This is a genomic window from Clostridia bacterium (assembly GCA_017620395.1).
In the GTDB taxonomy this organism is placed as follows: Bacteria; Bacillota; Clostridia; order Oscillospirales; family RGIG8002; genus RGIG8002.
In genome coordinates, this window is the sequence record JAFZQJ010000026.1 from 79,528 (window position 1) to 94,771 (window position 15,244).

The window sequence follows — 15,244 nt, forward strand, 5'->3', positions numbered from 1 at the left end:
GTATTTATTTATTCAGTTGTCTGATCTTCGGGTCGCCGTAGAAGCCGAGGATTATCGTGCCGGGGCCGACGGAGGAGCCGACGCCCTGATTGACGACGCCGAAGTGGAAGTTTATCTTCTTATCGGGGAAGAAGCTCTGTATCGCGTCCGCGACCTCCTTCGCGTCCTCCTCGCAGTCGGCGTGAGCGATGCAGACGTTGTTGTTCGCGTCGAGGTCGGCGTAGTCGCGCACGTATTCCGCGCTTCTTATCAGCGAGGCCTTTCTGCCTCTGACTTTCTCGACGGCGACGTTGTGGCCGGTCTCGTCGTAGACGATCATCGGCTTGACGCTCAGCAGCCCGCCGAAGAAGGCGGCGGAGGCGCTGATGCGTCCGGCGCGGCGCAGATAGGAGAGGTTATCGACCGTGCCGGCTTCGTTGAAGTGCTCTCTGTTGTCGAGCACCCATTGATGCACGTCTTCGATGCTCATTCCCGCGTCGCGCTTTTTGGCGGCTTCGATGACCATCATCGCCAGCGAATAGCAGCAGTTGTAGGTATCCACGCAGATTATCTTCCTGTCGGGGAACTCCTTCTGCAGCTTTTCCTTCGCGGCGATGCTTTCAAGCACGGAGCCGGAGAGCGCGTTGCAGCAGGAGAGCGAGAGCACGTCGCGCCCTTCTTCGAGCGCCGTACGGAACGCCGCCTCATACTCCGCCGCGGAGACCTGCGAGGAGGAGAACTTCGCGCCGCTTCTGACTATGTCGTAATACTCTTTCGGCTCGAAGTTGGTCCAGTCGCGGTCGACGTCGTGCTCGACGCCGTCGATGTAGATGTGCATAGGCAGCGATTCCGCAATGCCGTATTCTTTGAGCTGTTCGCTGCTCAGGTTGCTGCTCGAGTCTGTAAAGATCGCAAATTTTTCCATGTCCGTTCTCCTTATTCAAGAATGATGATGAAGTCGTAGACTTCCTGCATACCGTCTATTTCGTAGAATTCTTTGCCGGAGTAATGCGACGCGAACGCTTCGCGCACCTTTTCCTTGTCCGCTTCATCGGCGTCGGCGCCGTAGATGACGGTGGCGATGTCCTTTTCGGCTATGCCGAGCGCGTCGCAGAGAGAGATCAGCGCCTCCGTCTTGTCGGGGGAGGAGGAGAGTATCTTTTTGTTGGTGAAGCCTATGTAGTCGTTGTTTTTGACAGAAACGTCGTTGTATTCAACGCTGCGTATCGCGCGGCAGACCATTCCGGTCAGCGCGTAGTCCATATTCTCGATGAAGTTCCGCTTTATCGCCTCCGCGTCGCCGGAGCTGTAGTCGAGCATCGAGAGCGCGGCGTAGGCCTGCCCGAGGTTGACCGACGGGACGACGTGTATCGCGGACTTGTCGTAGATCCGTCCCGCCTGGTCGGCGGCCATGAAGATGTTGGAGTTGTTGGGGAAGACGTAGATGTTGTCGGCGTTGATCTTATCGAAGGCGTCGATGAAATCCTTTATCGAGGGGTTCTTGCCCTGACCGCCGTCTATTATGAAGTCGACGCCGAGCTCCTTGAATATGTCTATTATGCCGCTGCCCGTCGTAACGACGCAGGTGGCGAATTTCATGCGCTTCTTCTGCGCCTGCGGCAGCTCGGCGGCCTTTCTGCGCTCCTGCTCGTTGTGCTGGAGCATCATGTTCTCGATCTTGACCGTGAGGAATTCGCCGAACTGCTGGCAGAACTCCAGCGCCTTCGACGGAGTCATCGTGTGGACGTGCACCTTGACGGCGGAGCCTTCCTTGAACGCGACGATGGAGTCGCCGATCGCGGAGAGGTAGTCTATTATAACCTGCTCGTCGAAGGCGTCGACGTCGCACTTCGCGCTCATCAGCCTCAGCATGAACTCCGTGCAGTAGCCGAATTCGAACTTGTCGTCTTTGCCGAAAAGGGAGATATCCACGCTCGCGGGGGCGGCCGCCGCGGATTCGCCGAGCGCGACGTCGTTGCCCTTGATGGCCTCATAAGCGCCTTCGGCGATGAGGTAGAGCCCCGCGCCGCCGCTGTCGATGACGCCCGCCTCCTTCAGCACGTCCAGAAGCTCCGGCGTGTTGGCGAGCGAAGCGTTCATGCGCTTGACCAGCATATCGGTGAATTCGCCGAGCGTCGTTTCCTCGTTGATCAGCGGAAAAATATCGTCGACGGATTCGCGCGCGACGGTGAGTATCGTGCCTTCAACGGGAGTGACGACCGTTTCGTAAGCGCGTTTCGAGCCGCTTATGAAGGCGTTCGCGATGTCGTTTATCGAAGCCGTCTCCACGCCATCGAGTCCGGTGCTTATCCCGTAGAATATCTGCGAAAGGATAACACCGCTGTTTCCGCGAGCGGAGAGCAGCATACCGCTCGCGAGAGCGCGCGCTTTTTTGCAGACGGAGTTCGCCGGCTCCTTTTCCATCTCCTTGATGCCGCCGGAGATCGTGCGGAACATATTGTCGCCGGTGTCTCCGTCGGGGATGGGGAAGACGTTGAGGTCGTTTATCTCCTTGATATTCTGTTGGAGCTTTGCGGCTCCGCTGACGGCGAACTTCTCGAACATAAAGCCGTCAACGAGCTTGAAGTCGTAATAGTTCATCAAATCAGTCCGTTATATGGTTTTTTTGAAGCAGCGCCTGCGCTTGTTCTGCACTCTGTCAAAGTGCTTCATGAGGTTGAGTATATGGTGGTTGTCTTCGAGCATGAGGTTCGTCTCGAGGTGGTGCAGGTCGCTCTTCTGCAAAAAGTCGATAAGCAGACCTATCATCGCGGTGACGACGCCTTTTGACTCATACTCCGGCAGAATGCCGATAAGCCCGAGGTCGATGACCTTCGGGCGCTTTTTGGAGCGCAGGAAGCGGATGAGGAAGGGGAGAGTGATATGCCCCTTCGACTTCCTGACCGCGTCGGAGATGGACGGGAACATGAGCGAGAAGCCGACTGTGCGGTTCTCCTTGTCCTTTATCATCATTATGTCGTGCGGACGGACGACAAGCTTGAAATCCTTTATGTAGTTGTCGACTATTTCCTGATTCAGCGGCATCGTGCCGTAAAGGCGGGCGTACGTCTTTTCGATGACGTCGAAGATGCCGTTGATGTGCACGTCGACGAGCTCCTTTATAGAGTCGGCCTGATAGAGATGCAGTCCGTACTTGTCGAGCATGCGGTTGCTGACGCGGATGATCTTTTCCGGGCTTTCCGTCGGACTGTAAAGCTGGCATTCGAGCCAGTCGGTGTCCTTCTCGAAGCCGGAGGCCTCTATGAGCTTCTGATAATAGGGGTAGTTGTACTGTTCTTCGAAGGTCTGGAACTGATCGAAGCCCTCGATCAGCAGCCCCTCGCGCTCAAGGTCGGAGTAGCCGAGCGGGCCGACGAACTCCTCCATGCCCTTGTCCTTCGCCCACTTTTCGACGGCGGCGAAGAGCGCGCCGGAGACTTTTTCGTCGTCGACGGAGTCGAAGCGGGTGAAGCGGACGCGCTTCTGATCCCACTTTTCGTTCGCTTCGCGCTGGATGATGCCCTGAATGCGCCCGACGGTCTTTCCGTCCTCATAAGCGATATAGCAGACGGTGTCGCAGACCTTGTTAAAAGGGTAGTCCGGCTTGAAAATATCAAACTCCCCGCCGTAAAGCATCGGCACGAAGTATTCGTTGCCCTCGTACAGCTTCAGCGGGAAGCGGACGAAATCCTTTTGTTCCTTCTTGGTTTTGACCTCTCGGATTTCCAACACGTTCAGTCACTCCTTTTTGAAAGAGTTTATATATGTGTCAATTCTATCACAGAAGTATGAAAAATTCAATACAAAATAAAAACCTTGTCGTTTCCGGTCGGAAGTGTGTTATAATATATTCGTTGACGGCGGAGAAAACTTTTTTCAAAAAAACGAAAAAAAGACTTGATTTATTCGGAATTGTGTGTTATTATGTCTCGGTTATAAAAGGGAATTTCCGCTGTCCCGCGGCCGAAAGCGGCCGCCGAAGTATGGGAGAATGAAGTTTCCGGAAGGGAAAGAATGAATATGGACTATGTAAAAATGCTTTCTGAGCAGCAGCTCAAAGAGGAGATCCCTCAGTTTTCGATCGGCGACACCGTCAGAGTGCACGTTCTGATCAAAGAGGGCTCGCGTGAGAGAATCCAGGTTTTCGAGGGTATCGTGATCGCCCGCAAGAACGGCGGCATTTCCGAGACCTTCACCGTCAGACGCGTAACCTACGGCGTCGGCGTCGAGAGAACCTTCCTTCTCCATTCCCCGAAGGTCACCAAGATCGAGGTCACGAGAAAGGGTAAAGTTCGCAGAAGCAAGCTTTATTATCTGCGCGACAGAGTCGGTAAGGCGGCCAAGACGAAGCAGTCGTTCAAATAAGCAACGGGAAGGGGACGCAAGTCCCCTTTTTGCAATGTTTCAAGAGGTTTTCGTATGTCTGATTTCGACAGAGAAAAATACGGAGATTACGAAGAAGCGATGAAACGGGTTCTGTCCGACCCCATCTTCAACGACATTGAAGCTGAGGCCGCGAAGCCGGCTGCGCCGCAGGCGAAGCCCGCCGAGGAATCCGCCGCGCCTTCATACGCTCCCGCCGAGCCGGAGCCCGCGGAGCCGGAGCCCGCGGAGCCGGAGCCGGTATCGTATGAAACGGCGCCGGAAGAACCGGTGCGCCGCGAAGCGGTTCCGGAAGCCGCGGAAACGTCCCGGGAGGAAGCCGCTTACGTTTCTTCTCACACGGAGCAGTCGGAGGAATATCTGCCTCCCGTCGCCGCGGCGTCCGACGGCAAAAAGAAGCCGCGCAGGGACACCGTCACCGGCGTTTTCGAGTGGGTGGAATCCGCAATCTTTGCTGTCGTGGTTGTCATTCTGCTGTTCACTTTCATCTTCCGCATAGTCGGTATTGACGGCAGATCCATGGTCCCGACGCTGCAGGACGCAGACAGGGTTGTGATAAGCAATCTTTTCTATACTCCGAAGACCGGCGACATCATCGTTCTCGACACGAGCGAAGATACTATCTTCTTCAATGGCAGACAGTATTCAAAGCCGCTTATTAAGCGCGTTATCGCGACCGGCGGACAGACCGTCGAGGTTACAAGCTCCGAGAACGGCGTTCAGAAGGTGCTCGTCGACGGCGTGGAGTTGAAAGAGGATTATATCAACTTCCAGACCTTAACGCACAGCGGCGGACAGGCGAAGCTGACCGTGCCGAACGGCTATGTCTTCGTTATGGGCGATAACCGCGGCGAGAGTCTTGATTCGCGTTCCTTCGGCTGCATAAGCGAAAACGCGATAGTGGGCAGAGCGCTGTTCAGGATATTCCCGCTGTCCGAAATGGGACTGCTGACGACTGACGATCCTTATGGAGAACATTAACTGGTACCCCGGCCATATGCGCAAGACCGAGCGGCAGATCGCGAAGGATCTGACGCTCGTCGACGCAGTTATAGAAATACTTGACGCGCGTATTCCGCGCAGCAGCAAGAATCCGGATATGGAGCGCATAACGCGCTCGAAGCCGCGCGTCCTTGTCTTCAACAAGATCGACCTTGCCGACCCCGACCTCTCGACGAGGTGGGCGGAGCATTACAAGAAGCAAGGCTATAAGTGTGTTTTCTGCGACTGCAAAAGCGGACGCGGGGTAAATAAAGTACTGCCCGCCGTGCGCGAGCTTCTCGCTGACAAAATCAGCGCCAGAGCGGCGAAGGGCATGGGTGGAATGGCGATTCGAGCCCTTGTCGCGGGCATCCCGAACGTCGGAAAATCCTCCCTCATCAACCGCCTCGTCGGCAGCGGCAAGGCGAAGGTGGAGGATCGCCCGGGCGTAACGCGCGAAAACCGTTGGATTACTCTCGCGGACGGTACCGAACTCATGGACACCCCCGGTATCCTCTGGCCGAAGCTCGATGCGGAAAGCGGCCCGAAGCTCGCCTTCACCGGCGCGATAACCGACCGCATAACCGATACCGAAGGCCTTGCCGCGCAGCTGCTTGAGTTCGTGCGCGACATCTATCCGGATTTCATCGGTGCGCGCTACGGAGTGGAAGCCGCCGCCGGCTTCGAAATGCTCGAAGCGGTCGGCCGCCGCCGCGGCTGTATGGTCAAGGGCGGGGAGATAGACACGCTCCGCGCGTCCGAGCTCGTGCTCGACGATTTCAGGGGCGGAAAGCTCGGCAGGATCACCCTCGACCTGCCGGACGGGGAACGGACGATTGCAGATGAAGGATAATTCTTCGCTTTTCGAATACGATTCCGCGATCCGCGCCGAAGCGGGCGTCGAGCTGCTCTGCGGCGTCGACGAAGCGGGAAGAGGCCCCCTCGCGGGTCCGGTCTGCGCCGCCGCGGTCATTCTGCCCGAAGGAGTCCGCATACCGGGCGTAAACGACTCCAAAAAGATATCAGAGCCGAAGCGCGAGGAGCTGTTCGGCGTTATAACCGAAACCGCGCTCGCGTGGGCGGTCGCGTTTTCGGACGAGAAAGAGATAGACGAGATTAACATACTCAACGCCGCGATGCTGGCGATGAAACGCGCGGTTGAAGCCCTCGCCGAAAAGCCGCAGCTCGCGCTTATCGACGGCAACCGCGTTCCGAAGCTTTCGGTACCGGCGCGTTTCGTGATAAAGGGCGACGCGACCAGCGCGTCGATCGCCGCGGCGTCGATACTCGCGAAGGTCAGCCGTGACCGGCTGATGTACGAATACGACGCGAGGTTCCCCGAATACGGCTTCGCGCAGCACAAGGGCTACGGCACGAAGCAGCATTACGACGCGATAGACCGCTTCGGAGTGCTGGAAATACACAGAAAAACCTTTTTGAAGGGCAGGGCGTGACACATGTACACCCGAGCCGCGTCGAACGGTAAATGGGGCGAAATATACGCGGCGCGTATGCTTCGCGAAAAGGGCGGTTACGAGTTGATCGCCTGCGATTACCGCGTCCGCGGAGGCGAGATAGACCTCATCGCGATACACAAGGAGCTGCTTGTTTGCGCCGAGGTGAAGGCCCGCGGTAAAAACGCGATAGGCGAGCCGCGCGAATGGGTGACTGAGTCGAAACGCCGCAAGCTCATCACCGCCGCGAAGCTCTTTCTGGCGCGGGACGGCCGACGCCTTCAGCCGCGCTTCGACGTAATAGAGGTGTGGCTGGACGACTCGTCGCTCCCGCCGAAACTATTGAAAATCAACCACATCGAAAACGCGTTCAGCTGCGAGGACGAAATATTCTGATTACAGCGGCGCGTTACGCTTTTTAATGTACCTACGGAGGTAAAATATGAGATACCGCAGCACCAGAAACGAAAGCGAATACGTCTCCTCCGCGAGAGCGATCGTCAACGGCATCGCTCCCGACGGCGGACTTTACATACCCGAGAGCATCCCGCGTCTGACCGGCGAAGACGTCGCCGCGATAATGGAATGCGATTACGGGAAGACCGCGCTGACGGTGCTGAAAAAGTACCTCACGGACTTCACCGAAGCAGAGCTTGCGGAAATGGTGAACGCCGCCTACGCCTCCTTCGATACGCCGGACGTCGTTCCGCTCACGAAGCTTTCCGGCGCGGACTACGCGCTCGAGCTCTGGCACGGGCCGACCTCCGCATTCAAGGACGTCGCGCTGCAGATCCTGCCGTACTTCATCACCGCCGCCGCGAAAAAGACGGGGCTCGACAAGACCGTGCACATCCTCGTTGCGACTTCCGGCGACACCGGCAAGGCGGCTCTGGAGGGCTTCAGCGGCGTCGAGGGCACGAAGATAACCGTCTTCTATCCCGCCGACGGCGTCAGCGATATGCAGAAGCTTCAGATGACGACGCAGGAGGGCGAAAACGTCCGCGTCAGCGGCATCGCCGGCAACTTCGACGACGCTCAGACCGGAGTCAAGCGCATCTTCGCGGATCCGGCTATCGCGGAAAAACTCGCCGCGCGCGGCGAAGTCCTTTCCAGCGCGAACTCGATAAACTGGGGACGCCTCGTGCCGCAGATAGTCTACTACGTCCACGCGTGGGCGCAGCTGAAAAAGCAGGGCGCCGCGCTTGACGGCGGCTTCAACGTCGTCGTGCCGACCGGCAACTTCGGCAACATCCTCGCCGCATACTACGCGAAGATGATGGGCGCGCCGATAAACAAACTCGTCTGCGCCTCCAACAGAAACCGCGTGCTGACCGACTTCTTCGCCACCGGCGAATACGATAAGAACCGCGAGTTCTACACCACCGAATCGCCGTCGATGGATATACTCATCTCATCGAACCTCGAGCGCTTGCTCAGCTATCTGGCCGACGGCTCCGCGGAAGCGGTACGCGGCTTTATGAAATCTCTTGCCGAAACCGGAAGCTACGGCGTTACGGACGAGATGGAACGACGCGCGGCGGAACTCTTCTTTGCCTCCTGCGCGAATGACTCCGAGACGTCCGCGGCGATCGGAAAGACCTTCGCGGAAACCGGCTATCTGCCCGATACCCACACTGCCGTCGGCATAAAGGTCTGCGGCGACTACCGCGCCGCGACGGGCGACGAACGCCCCTGCGTCATCGCCTCTACCGCCTCGCCGTATAAGTTCCCCGCCGCCGTGCTCGGCGCGATAGGGGAGAGCGCAGAAGGCGCGCCATTCGAGCTGATCGAGCGCCTCGAGGCGAAGACCGGCGTTCCCGCGCCCGCCCGCATTTCCGCGCTGAAGGGTAAGGCGGTGCGCTTTTCCGGTGTCTGCCGCCCCGGGGATATGGCGGCGGTCGTGCTTGAGCAGAGGTGAACGGATGGCGGTATACACCATTGCCGATTTGCACCTTTCATTCGGCACCGACAAGCCGATGAACGTCTTCAACGGCTGGCAGAACTACGAGGAGCGCCTGAAGTCGAACTGGCTCGAGACCGTCGGACCGGACGATACCGTAGTGCTCGCGGGCGACTTTTCCTGGGGAATGGATCTGCCGCAGACGCTGCCCGACTTCCGCTTTATCGATGAACTTCCGGGCGAAAAGCTGCTCGTCAAGGGCAACCACGACTACTGGTGGACGACGGTCAAAAAGATGACCGAATTCCTCGATGAAAACGGCCTGACAACGATAAAGTTCCTGCATAACAACTCTTACGTTCGAGCCGGCGTCAGCCTGTGCGGCACGCGCGGTTGGCTTTATAATCAGCCGACGGAGCTTGATAAGAAAGTCTTCAACCGCGAGTTGATGCGGCTCGAAGCTTCGCTCGTTTCCGCGGAAGATGGAATGGAACGCGTCGCGTTCCTGCACTATCCGCCGGTCTTTTCAGGTACCGCGTGCGTCGAGGTCGCAGACCTGCTTGCGAAATACGGCGTGCGCCGCTGTTACTTCGGGCACATCCACGTTCGCGACAGCGAGTTCCGCGACGGATTCTCTTACGGTGGCGTGGAATACAAGCTCGTTTCGAGTATCTGCGCGGACTTTCGTCCGGTCAAGGTGGCGGAATAAATAAAAACGGCAAAAAAACGATTGACAAACACCCGCGTCTACTATATAATGTATATTTGATAGTCTGTTATCAAGTGATACTGTCAAAAACCGCGCCCGACGGATTGCCGTCCGAGCGCGTAAAACCGAATTATTCGGAGGGGAAGTCAAATGAGACAAAAAGCAAAGCCCGTCTTCTTTATCGTGCTTGCGGCTATCCTGTTTCTGACTTACGTAGCCTTTTTCGGCTTGTACAGATACTACGGTGATATGTCGTCCGGCATTTCCGGAGCGGGCAAGATCAGGTGGGGAATAGACATCCGCGGCGGCGTGGACGCCACCTTCCAGCCTGACACGACAGAAGAAGTTACGGACGAAAACATCGACGGTGCGATTACCATATTGCAGCAGCGTCTTGACGACAAGGGCATCTCCGACAGCGAAGTCATCGGGGACTATTCCGCCGACCGCATCATCGTCCGTTTCCCGTGGAAGGCCGACGAATCCAACTTTGATCCGGAGACCGCCATCAAGGAAATAGGCGAGACCGCGCTGCTCAGTTTCAAGGATCCCAGCGGCGAGACCGTTCTGACCGGAGCGGACGTCAACCAGGCGACTGCGGGTTACGACCAGCAGAACGCCCAGTACATAGTCTCCCTCGATCTTAACAGCGAGGGTTCGACGAAGTTCGCGACCGCGACGAGCGCCAACGTCGGCAAACAGATCAGCATTTATCTCGACGACGAGCTGATTTCCTCGCCCGTCGTCAACGAGGCGATAACCAACGGCAGAGCGTCCATCAGCGGCAGCTTCAAGGAGTATTCCGAGGTCAAGGCGCTGGCGGACAAGATCAACGCCGGTTCGCTGCCCTTCTCGATGAAGGTCGAGACCTACTCCACCATCAGCCCGACGCTCGGCGAAGACGCGCTTGACGTTATGCTTCTCTCGGCCGCCATCGCGCTCGGACTTATCGCGCTCTTTATGCTCTGGAGATACAAGGTGCCCGGACTCGTCGCGATCATTTCGATTGTAGGTCAGGTCTCCTGCACCATCCTCGCGATCAACGGATTCATCTTCGTGCTTCCGGTGTTTGCGGCTCAGACTCTTACCTTGCCCGGTCTTGCCGGTATCATCCTCGCCGTCGGTATGGGCGTTGACGCCAACGTCATCACCGCCGAGAGGATAAAGGAAGAGGTTATCGCCGGCAGGACCATCGACGGCGCCATCGAAGCCGGCTACAAGAAGGCGTGGAGCTCCATTCTGGACGGCAACGTAACGACGTTCATCGTCGCGTTCATCCTTTACATAATGGGCAGCGGCACGATCAAGTCCTTCGGTTTCACCCTCGGAGTCGGCGTTCTGCTGAACTTCGTGATGGGCGTTTTCGCTTCCAGGCAGATGCTGAGAGGCATTTCCAAGTTCAAGGTCTTCCGCAAGGTGACCCTTTACGGAGGTGCGAAAAATGCGTAAGAGATATTATGATTTCTGCAAAAACAGCAAGTGGTTCGTGCTTTGTATAGCTGTTGTTTACGTTGCGACTATTGCGATGGCGTTCATCAGCGGCATCGGAGTTGACATCAAGTTTACCGGCGGCGCGCTGCTGAAATACAGTTACACCGGCGGCACCGTGGATCTCAAGAACATCGAGAGCATTGCGGAAAGCACGCTCGGCAGAGACGTTACCGTTCAGGAAAACACCGATTCCTCCGGCAACAAAATGATAACCATCAGCGTTGCCAACAGAGCCGGCACGCAGGTCAAAGACGAACCCGCGGCCGCGGGCGAAGAAGACGCTGCCGCGAGCAGCGAGGAAACCCCCATCGCCGATGCTCCGGTCGTCGGCGATACCAACGCCGGAGAAAAGGTTGAGAATCACGAACTCGACGCCGCCGAAGGTGAAGTCACCACCACCGGCGCCGAAGACGGCGAGGTTACGACCACCGGTGCAGAAGACGGCGAAGTTACCACGACCGGCGCCGAAGACGGTGAAACCGCCGAAGCCGCCGAAGCCGCCGCTTCGGCCAAGTCCGAGGCGGACGTCTACGCCGTCAACGTCGAAGAAGAAGCCGCGCTGAAAGAAGCCATCCAGAAGGCGTACCCCGACGTCACCTTCACCAACGCGGGCTCCAACAGCGTCTCCGCTTCGATGGGTAAAGAAACCCTCATTAAGAGCCTCATCGCGGTACTCATCGCCGTCGGTCTGATGCTCATTTACATAGCGATCCGCTTCCGCAAGATAGGCGGCTGGAGAGCGGGTTTCTGCTCGATCGTTTCGCTGCTTGTTTCCCTCTCCTTCGTGTTCGCGACCTTCGTGATTATGGGCAGCTCCCTGAGCGAGAATTTCATCGCCGTCATGCTGACCATCCTCGGCTACGCGATCAACAACACGATAATCATCTATGACCGCGTCCGCGAGAACAAGGCGAAGCTCGGCCGCGGCAGAGTGGACTACGTCAAGCTGGTCAACGACAGTATGAACGAAACGCTGACGAGAACGATCAACACGACTATAACGACCTCCATCGCCATCGGCACGGTCGCCGTAATGTCAATCGTGTTCAACATCGAATCCATCATCAGCTTCGCGTTCCCGATGCTTGTCGGCATCATCGCCGGCACGCTTTCCACGCTGTTCATTTCCGGACCGCTGTGGGTAAAGCTCCAGAAATAATAACGCTCAGACGGCTGGCTTCGGTCAGCCGTCTGCATATAATCAAGATGACGGAGGAACCTGAATGAAAGGTATGAAATGCCCCTTCTGCGCCTATGAGGAAAGTAAGGTCATAGATTCCCGTCCCACCGATGACAACGAGCGTATCCGCCGCCGCAGGGAGTGCCTGAAATGCGGCGAACGCTTCACGACTTACGAGGCGATCGAGCGCATACCGCTGATCGTCATCAAAAAGGACGGTTCGCGCGAACCGTTCAGCGCGGAGAAGCTGCTGCGGCAGATGCTCATCGCGTGCGGAAAGCGCGCCGTGCCGACCGAACGCATCGAGCGCGCCGTGTTCGATATCGAGGCGTCGCTGCAGAATTCGCTGCTGCGCGAGGTGGAGTCCTCACGCATCGGCGAGCTTGCGTTGGAAAAGCTGCGTGATATAGACGAGGTAGCGTACGTGCGATTCGCTTCGGTCTATAAGGAGTTCCGCGACGTGGAAAGCTTTATGGCGGAGCTTCAGCAGCTCAAACGCGAACAGGAATAATATTTCACAAGCGAAACGGAGCAGGGAAACCTGCTCCGTTAAACTTTTTCTACAACGTAATGTCCGTGAGTAAAAGCCGGTTCTTTTTACCGTAAGCCGTTTCGGGATGGATAGTTACGGAGAAACCGTATAGACGCGCACTTGCGGGGATACGTATGCCGCCTCCGGCACGGAGCCTTGTCTTACCAGCCGGCGGGAGCGGTTTTGTTCTGTGAAAAAAACAAATTATTTCACGTTGACAACCGGGTGGCAGCATAATAAAATAATCGTATGAAAGCAACGTTTGCGGCGAATGCAGACGGACGCGGGTTATTATGATGAAGGGGGCGCCGGTTATGGCAGGATCCGAAAGAAAATATACGCTTTCCGACGTTGCGCTGCTGACGAATATTTCGACGCGCACGCTGCGCAAGCTGACGAACGCCGGCGTCATAAAAGGGAAAGTCGTTAAAGGGAAAAGGGAGTTCGATTTCAAAGAGCTTGCGGAAACGCTCAATCACCCCGACGTCGTATCCGTCGCCCGAAAGAGGCAGAGGGCGGCTGTTACCGACGGGTTCATAGAATCCGATTCGCCGTTCGCGATGCAGCTCGTCAGCTTTTATCTGCCTACATATGACGAGCTTTTGCTTCATGAAATGATAGACGCCGCGCTTGACTGTAACGAACGCTATTCCGTGCGGGTGTGTTTCTTTTTCAAAAACGGCGGTCTGCGCGTGGAATGCTTCGGCGGGATAGAAGACGTGAAAAAAGTTGTTAATGAATTCGCGCAGAAGCCGGAGCTTCAGGACGTATTCAGATCAATGCGTGCAAGAGCGCGTGAAAAGTCTTCGGCGAAATGACGTCTTACTCATTGCTGGCGCGGGAGCGAGCCGCGGTCAACCGCCGGTAACGGCGATAATAAACAAAAAGTGTGCAGTCGAAAACGAACACGGTTTTTCGCTTTCTGCTGCACACTTGTTTTTTCGCGGTTATTATTATTCTCCGATCAGATCGTCCATCGAATACATGCCGTTTTCCTTCGCGGAGATGAACTGCGCGGCCTTGACCGCGCCGACGGCGAAGATGTCGCGCGAAAGCGCCGTATGCTTCAGCGTGACGACCTCGTCCTTGCCGGCGAATATGACTTCGTGGTCGCCGACTATCGTGCCTCCGCGCACGGAGGATATGCCTATCTCTTTCTTGTCGCGCTTCTGCCTGCGGGAGTGGCGGTCGTAGACGTAGACGGGCTCTTCGGGCAGCGCGCCGGAGATCGCGTCCGCGAGCATTATCGCGGTGCCGCTGGGCGCGTCGAGCTTGCGGTTGTGGTGCATCTCGACTATCTCGATATCAAAGGAATCGTAGAGTATCGACGCCGCTTTCTTCGCAAGACCGGCGAGCAGGTTGACGCCGAAGGACATATTGTATGAAAAGAATACCGGCACCTGCGCGGAAGCCTTACGCATATATTCGATCTGCTCGTCCGAAATGCCCGTCGTCGCGATGACCGCGGGCGTTTTCGTTTTCACGGCGTAGTCGATTATGCCCTTCAGCAGGGAGGGGTGGGAGAAGTCGATAACACAGTCGAACTTGCCAGTGACCTCCGAAATATCGGAGCAGACGGGGAAACCGAGCTCGGCAGCGACCTTGTCGACGCCGGCTGCGGGTTCGTGTCCGTATTCGCGGGCGACGGCGGCGACCGCCCTGCCCATGGCGCCTGCGGCGCCGCAAATCAGAATCTTCATCTTAAACTTCCTTTTCGGTTTGCCGTCAGACGATAAGCGCCTCCGGCATAGCGCTCGCGAGTTCGCTGTGCAGGCGCTCCTCGTTTTTGCCGGAGATCTTCGTCAGCGGCATGCGGAGCGAGCCGTCGCACCAGCCGAGCAGCTTCATCGCTTCTTTGACGGGGATGGGGTTGACGTCGCAGAAGAGCGCTTCGATAAGCGGGTGGAACTTCAGCTGCAGCGCGAGGGATTCCTTCAGCTTGCCGTCAAACCAGTATTGGCATATATCGTGCGTTTCACGCGGCAGGCAGTTGGCGAGGACGGAAATTACGCCTATGCCGCCGAGCGAGAGGATCGGCACAATCTGGTCGTCGTTGCCGGAATAGATCTGCAGGTCGTCGCCGCAGAGGTAAGCGGTGCGCATTATTTGCGAAATATTGCCGGAAGCTTCTTTTATCGCGACGATGTTCGGGTGTTTCGCGAGCTCCGCGCAGGTCTCGGGCAGGATGTTGACTCCGGTACGGGAGGGGACGTTGTAGAGTATCATCGGGATATTCACTCTGTCCGCGACGCACTCGAAGTGCTTGACGAGTCCGGCCTGCGAGCATTTGTTGTAGTAAGGCGTGACGGCGAGCAGCGCGTCCGCTCCGGCTTCCGCGGCGTAGCGCGAAAGGTCGAGGAAATACGCCGTGTCGTTGCTTCCGGTTCCGGCGATGACGGGTATTCTGCCGGCGACGGTCTTCACCGCGAAGCTGATGGCGTTGCGGTGTTCGGCGTCAGTAAGCGTCGAGGATTCGCCGGTAGTGCCGCAGATGATGACTGCGTCGGTGCCGTTCTCAATCTGGTAATTCAGTATTCTTTCGAGCGCGGGGTAGTCAATGGCGCCTCCGTCGATGAACGGGGTAATAATGGCTACGCCGGAGCCCTTAAAAACGATCTTCTTCATATCTGTTCTG

The 15,244-nt window shown here is 57.0% G+C and carries 16 protein-coding genes; 11 read left to right on the forward strand and 5 right to left on the reverse strand.

All coding sequences use genetic code 11. The annotated features are described in order from the left end of the window. Window positions 1-4 precede the first annotated feature (4 nt). The 3 genes from J5441_05415 to J5441_05425 are packed head-to-tail and all read right to left on the reverse strand — an operon-like array spanning window position 5 to window position 3,711. Window positions 5-904, reverse strand: a complete 900-nt coding sequence (locus J5441_05415) for a DegV family protein (protein MBO4934586.1) — start codon at window positions 902-904, stop codon at window positions 5-7. Between the two features lie 11 nt (window positions 905-915). Continuing rightward, on the reverse strand, window positions 916-2,580 hold the full coding sequence (locus J5441_05420) for a DAK2 domain-containing protein (GenBank protein MBO4934587.1): 1,665 nt from the start codon (window positions 2,578-2,580) through the stop codon (window positions 916-918). A 12-nt stretch (window positions 2,581-2,592) separates the two neighbouring features. After that, window positions 2,593-3,711, reverse strand: a complete 1,119-nt coding sequence (locus J5441_05425) for a hypothetical protein (protein ID MBO4934588.1) — start codon at window positions 3,709-3,711, stop codon at window positions 2,593-2,595. 288 nt (window positions 3,712-3,999) lie between these two features. Here J5441_05425 and rplS point away from each other — a divergent pair, with 288 nt between their 5' ends. The 11 genes from rplS to J5441_05480 all read left to right on the forward strand — a co-directional run bounded on the left by rplS (window position 4,000) and on the right by J5441_05480 (window position 13,427). Next, entirely contained in the window at window positions 4,000-4,344 is a 345-nt protein-coding gene (gene rplS, locus J5441_05430; protein ID MBO4934589.1) for a 50S ribosomal protein L19, read from the forward strand. 54 nt (window positions 4,345-4,398) lie between these two features. Beyond that, the gene (gene lepB, locus J5441_05435) at window positions 4,399-5,343 is read left to right on the forward strand and encodes a signal peptidase I (GenBank protein ID MBO4934590.1); all 945 of its coding nucleotides are present in this window, start codon (window positions 4,399-4,401) and stop codon (window positions 5,341-5,343) included. Next, on the forward strand, window positions 5,330-6,196 hold the full coding sequence (gene ylqF, locus J5441_05440) for a ribosome biogenesis GTPase YlqF (protein ID MBO4934591.1): 867 nt from the start codon (window positions 5,330-5,332) through the stop codon (window positions 6,194-6,196). Before lepB ends, ylqF begins: the two co-directional genes overlap by 14 nt. Beyond that, window positions 6,186-6,797, forward strand: coding sequence for a ribonuclease HII (locus J5441_05445; GenBank protein ID MBO4934592.1), 612 nt, complete (start codon window positions 6,186-6,188; stop codon window positions 6,795-6,797). The genes ylqF and J5441_05445 overlap by 11 nt, the downstream gene beginning before the upstream one ends. 3 nt (window positions 6,798-6,800) lie before the next feature. After that, window positions 6,801-7,193 (forward strand): YraN family protein, encoded by a 393-nt coding sequence (locus J5441_05450; GenBank protein ID MBO4934593.1) that lies wholly within the window; start codon window positions 6,801-6,803, stop codon window positions 7,191-7,193. 46 nt (window positions 7,194-7,239) lie between these two features. After that, a complete protein-coding gene (locus J5441_05455; GenBank protein ID MBO4934594.1) occupies window positions 7,240-8,715 on the forward strand; it encodes a threonine synthase in 1,476 nt (491 codons plus the stop codon). A 4-nt stretch (window positions 8,716-8,719) separates the two neighbouring features. Beyond that, window positions 8,720-9,406, forward strand: coding sequence for a metallophosphoesterase (locus tag J5441_05460; protein MBO4934595.1), 687 nt, complete (start codon window positions 8,720-8,722; stop codon window positions 9,404-9,406). A gap of 150 nt (window positions 9,407-9,556) precedes the next feature. Then, window positions 9,557-10,855 carry a protein translocase subunit SecD gene (gene secD, locus J5441_05465; GenBank protein ID MBO4934596.1) on the forward strand — a complete coding sequence of 433 codons (1,299 nt, stop codon included), beginning with the start codon at window positions 9,557-9,559 and terminating at the stop codon, window positions 10,853-10,855. Then, entirely contained in the window at window positions 10,848-12,056 is a 1,209-nt protein-coding gene (locus tag J5441_05470; protein MBO4934597.1) for a hypothetical protein, read from the forward strand. Before secD ends, J5441_05470 begins: the two co-directional genes overlap by 8 nt. 73 nt (window positions 12,057-12,129) lie before the next feature. Then, window positions 12,130-12,588, forward strand: a complete 459-nt coding sequence (gene nrdR, locus J5441_05475; protein ID MBO4934598.1) for a transcriptional repressor NrdR — start codon at window positions 12,130-12,132, stop codon at window positions 12,586-12,588. 335 nt (window positions 12,589-12,923) lie between these two features. After that, the gene (locus J5441_05480; protein MBO4934599.1) at window positions 12,924-13,427 is read left to right on the forward strand and encodes a helix-turn-helix domain-containing protein; all 504 of its coding nucleotides are present in this window, start codon (window positions 12,924-12,926) and stop codon (window positions 13,425-13,427) included. 135 nt (window positions 13,428-13,562) lie between these two features. Here J5441_05480 and J5441_05485 read toward each other — a convergent pair whose 3' ends face one another. Together J5441_05485 and J5441_05490 are read right to left on the reverse strand one after the other, a co-directional pair. After that, on the reverse strand, window positions 13,563-14,309 hold the full coding sequence (locus tag J5441_05485) for a 4-hydroxy-tetrahydrodipicolinate reductase (protein MBO4934600.1): 747 nt from the start codon (window positions 14,307-14,309) through the stop codon (window positions 13,563-13,565). 25 nt (window positions 14,310-14,334) lie between these two features. Further along, on the reverse strand, window positions 14,335-15,234 hold the full coding sequence (locus tag J5441_05490; protein MBO4934601.1) for a 4-hydroxy-tetrahydrodipicolinate synthase: 900 nt from the start codon (window positions 15,232-15,234) through the stop codon (window positions 14,335-14,337). Between the last annotated feature and the right edge of the window lie 10 nt (window positions 15,235-15,244).

Excerpts from the sequence above, each read along its gene's own strand:
- J5441_05415 (MBO4934586.1), bottom strand. The coding sequence starts at position 904 with ATGGAAAAATTTGCGATCTTTACAGACTCGAGCAGCAACCTGAGCAGC.
- J5441_05420 (MBO4934587.1), bottom strand. The coding sequence starts at position 2,580 with ATGAACTATTACGACTTCAAGCTCGTTGACGGCTTTATGTTCGAGAAG.
- rplS (MBO4934589.1), top strand. The coding sequence starts at position 4,000 with ATGGACTATGTAAAAATGCTTTCTGAGCAGCAGCTCAAAGAGGAGATC.
- lepB (MBO4934590.1), top strand. The coding sequence starts at position 4,399 with ATGTCTGATTTCGACAGAGAAAAATACGGAGATTACGAAGAAGCGATG.
- ylqF (MBO4934591.1), top strand. The coding sequence starts at position 5,330 with ATGGAGAACATTAACTGGTACCCCGGCCATATGCGCAAGACCGAGCGG.
- J5441_05445 (MBO4934592.1), top strand. The coding sequence starts at position 6,186 with ATGAAGGATAATTCTTCGCTTTTCGAATACGATTCCGCGATCCGCGCC.
- J5441_05450 (MBO4934593.1), top strand. The coding sequence starts at position 6,801 with ATGTACACCCGAGCCGCGTCGAACGGTAAATGGGGCGAAATATACGCG.
- J5441_05455 (MBO4934594.1), top strand. The coding sequence starts at position 7,240 with ATGAGATACCGCAGCACCAGAAACGAAAGCGAATACGTCTCCTCCGCG.
- J5441_05460 (MBO4934595.1), top strand. The coding sequence starts at position 8,720 with ATGGCGGTATACACCATTGCCGATTTGCACCTTTCATTCGGCACCGAC.
- secD (MBO4934596.1), top strand. The coding sequence starts at position 9,557 with ATGAGACAAAAAGCAAAGCCCGTCTTCTTTATCGTGCTTGCGGCTATC.
- J5441_05470 (MBO4934597.1), top strand. The coding sequence starts at position 10,848 with ATGCGTAAGAGATATTATGATTTCTGCAAAAACAGCAAGTGGTTCGTG.
- nrdR (MBO4934598.1), top strand. The coding sequence starts at position 12,130 with ATGAAATGCCCCTTCTGCGCCTATGAGGAAAGTAAGGTCATAGATTCC.
- J5441_05480 (MBO4934599.1), top strand. The coding sequence starts at position 12,924 with ATGGCAGGATCCGAAAGAAAATATACGCTTTCCGACGTTGCGCTGCTG.
- J5441_05485 (MBO4934600.1), bottom strand. The coding sequence starts at position 14,309 with ATGAAGATTCTGATTTGCGGCGCCGCAGGCGCCATGGGCAGGGCGGTC.
- J5441_05490 (MBO4934601.1), bottom strand. The coding sequence starts at position 15,234 with ATGAAGAAGATCGTTTTTAAGGGCTCCGGCGTAGCCATTATTACCCCG.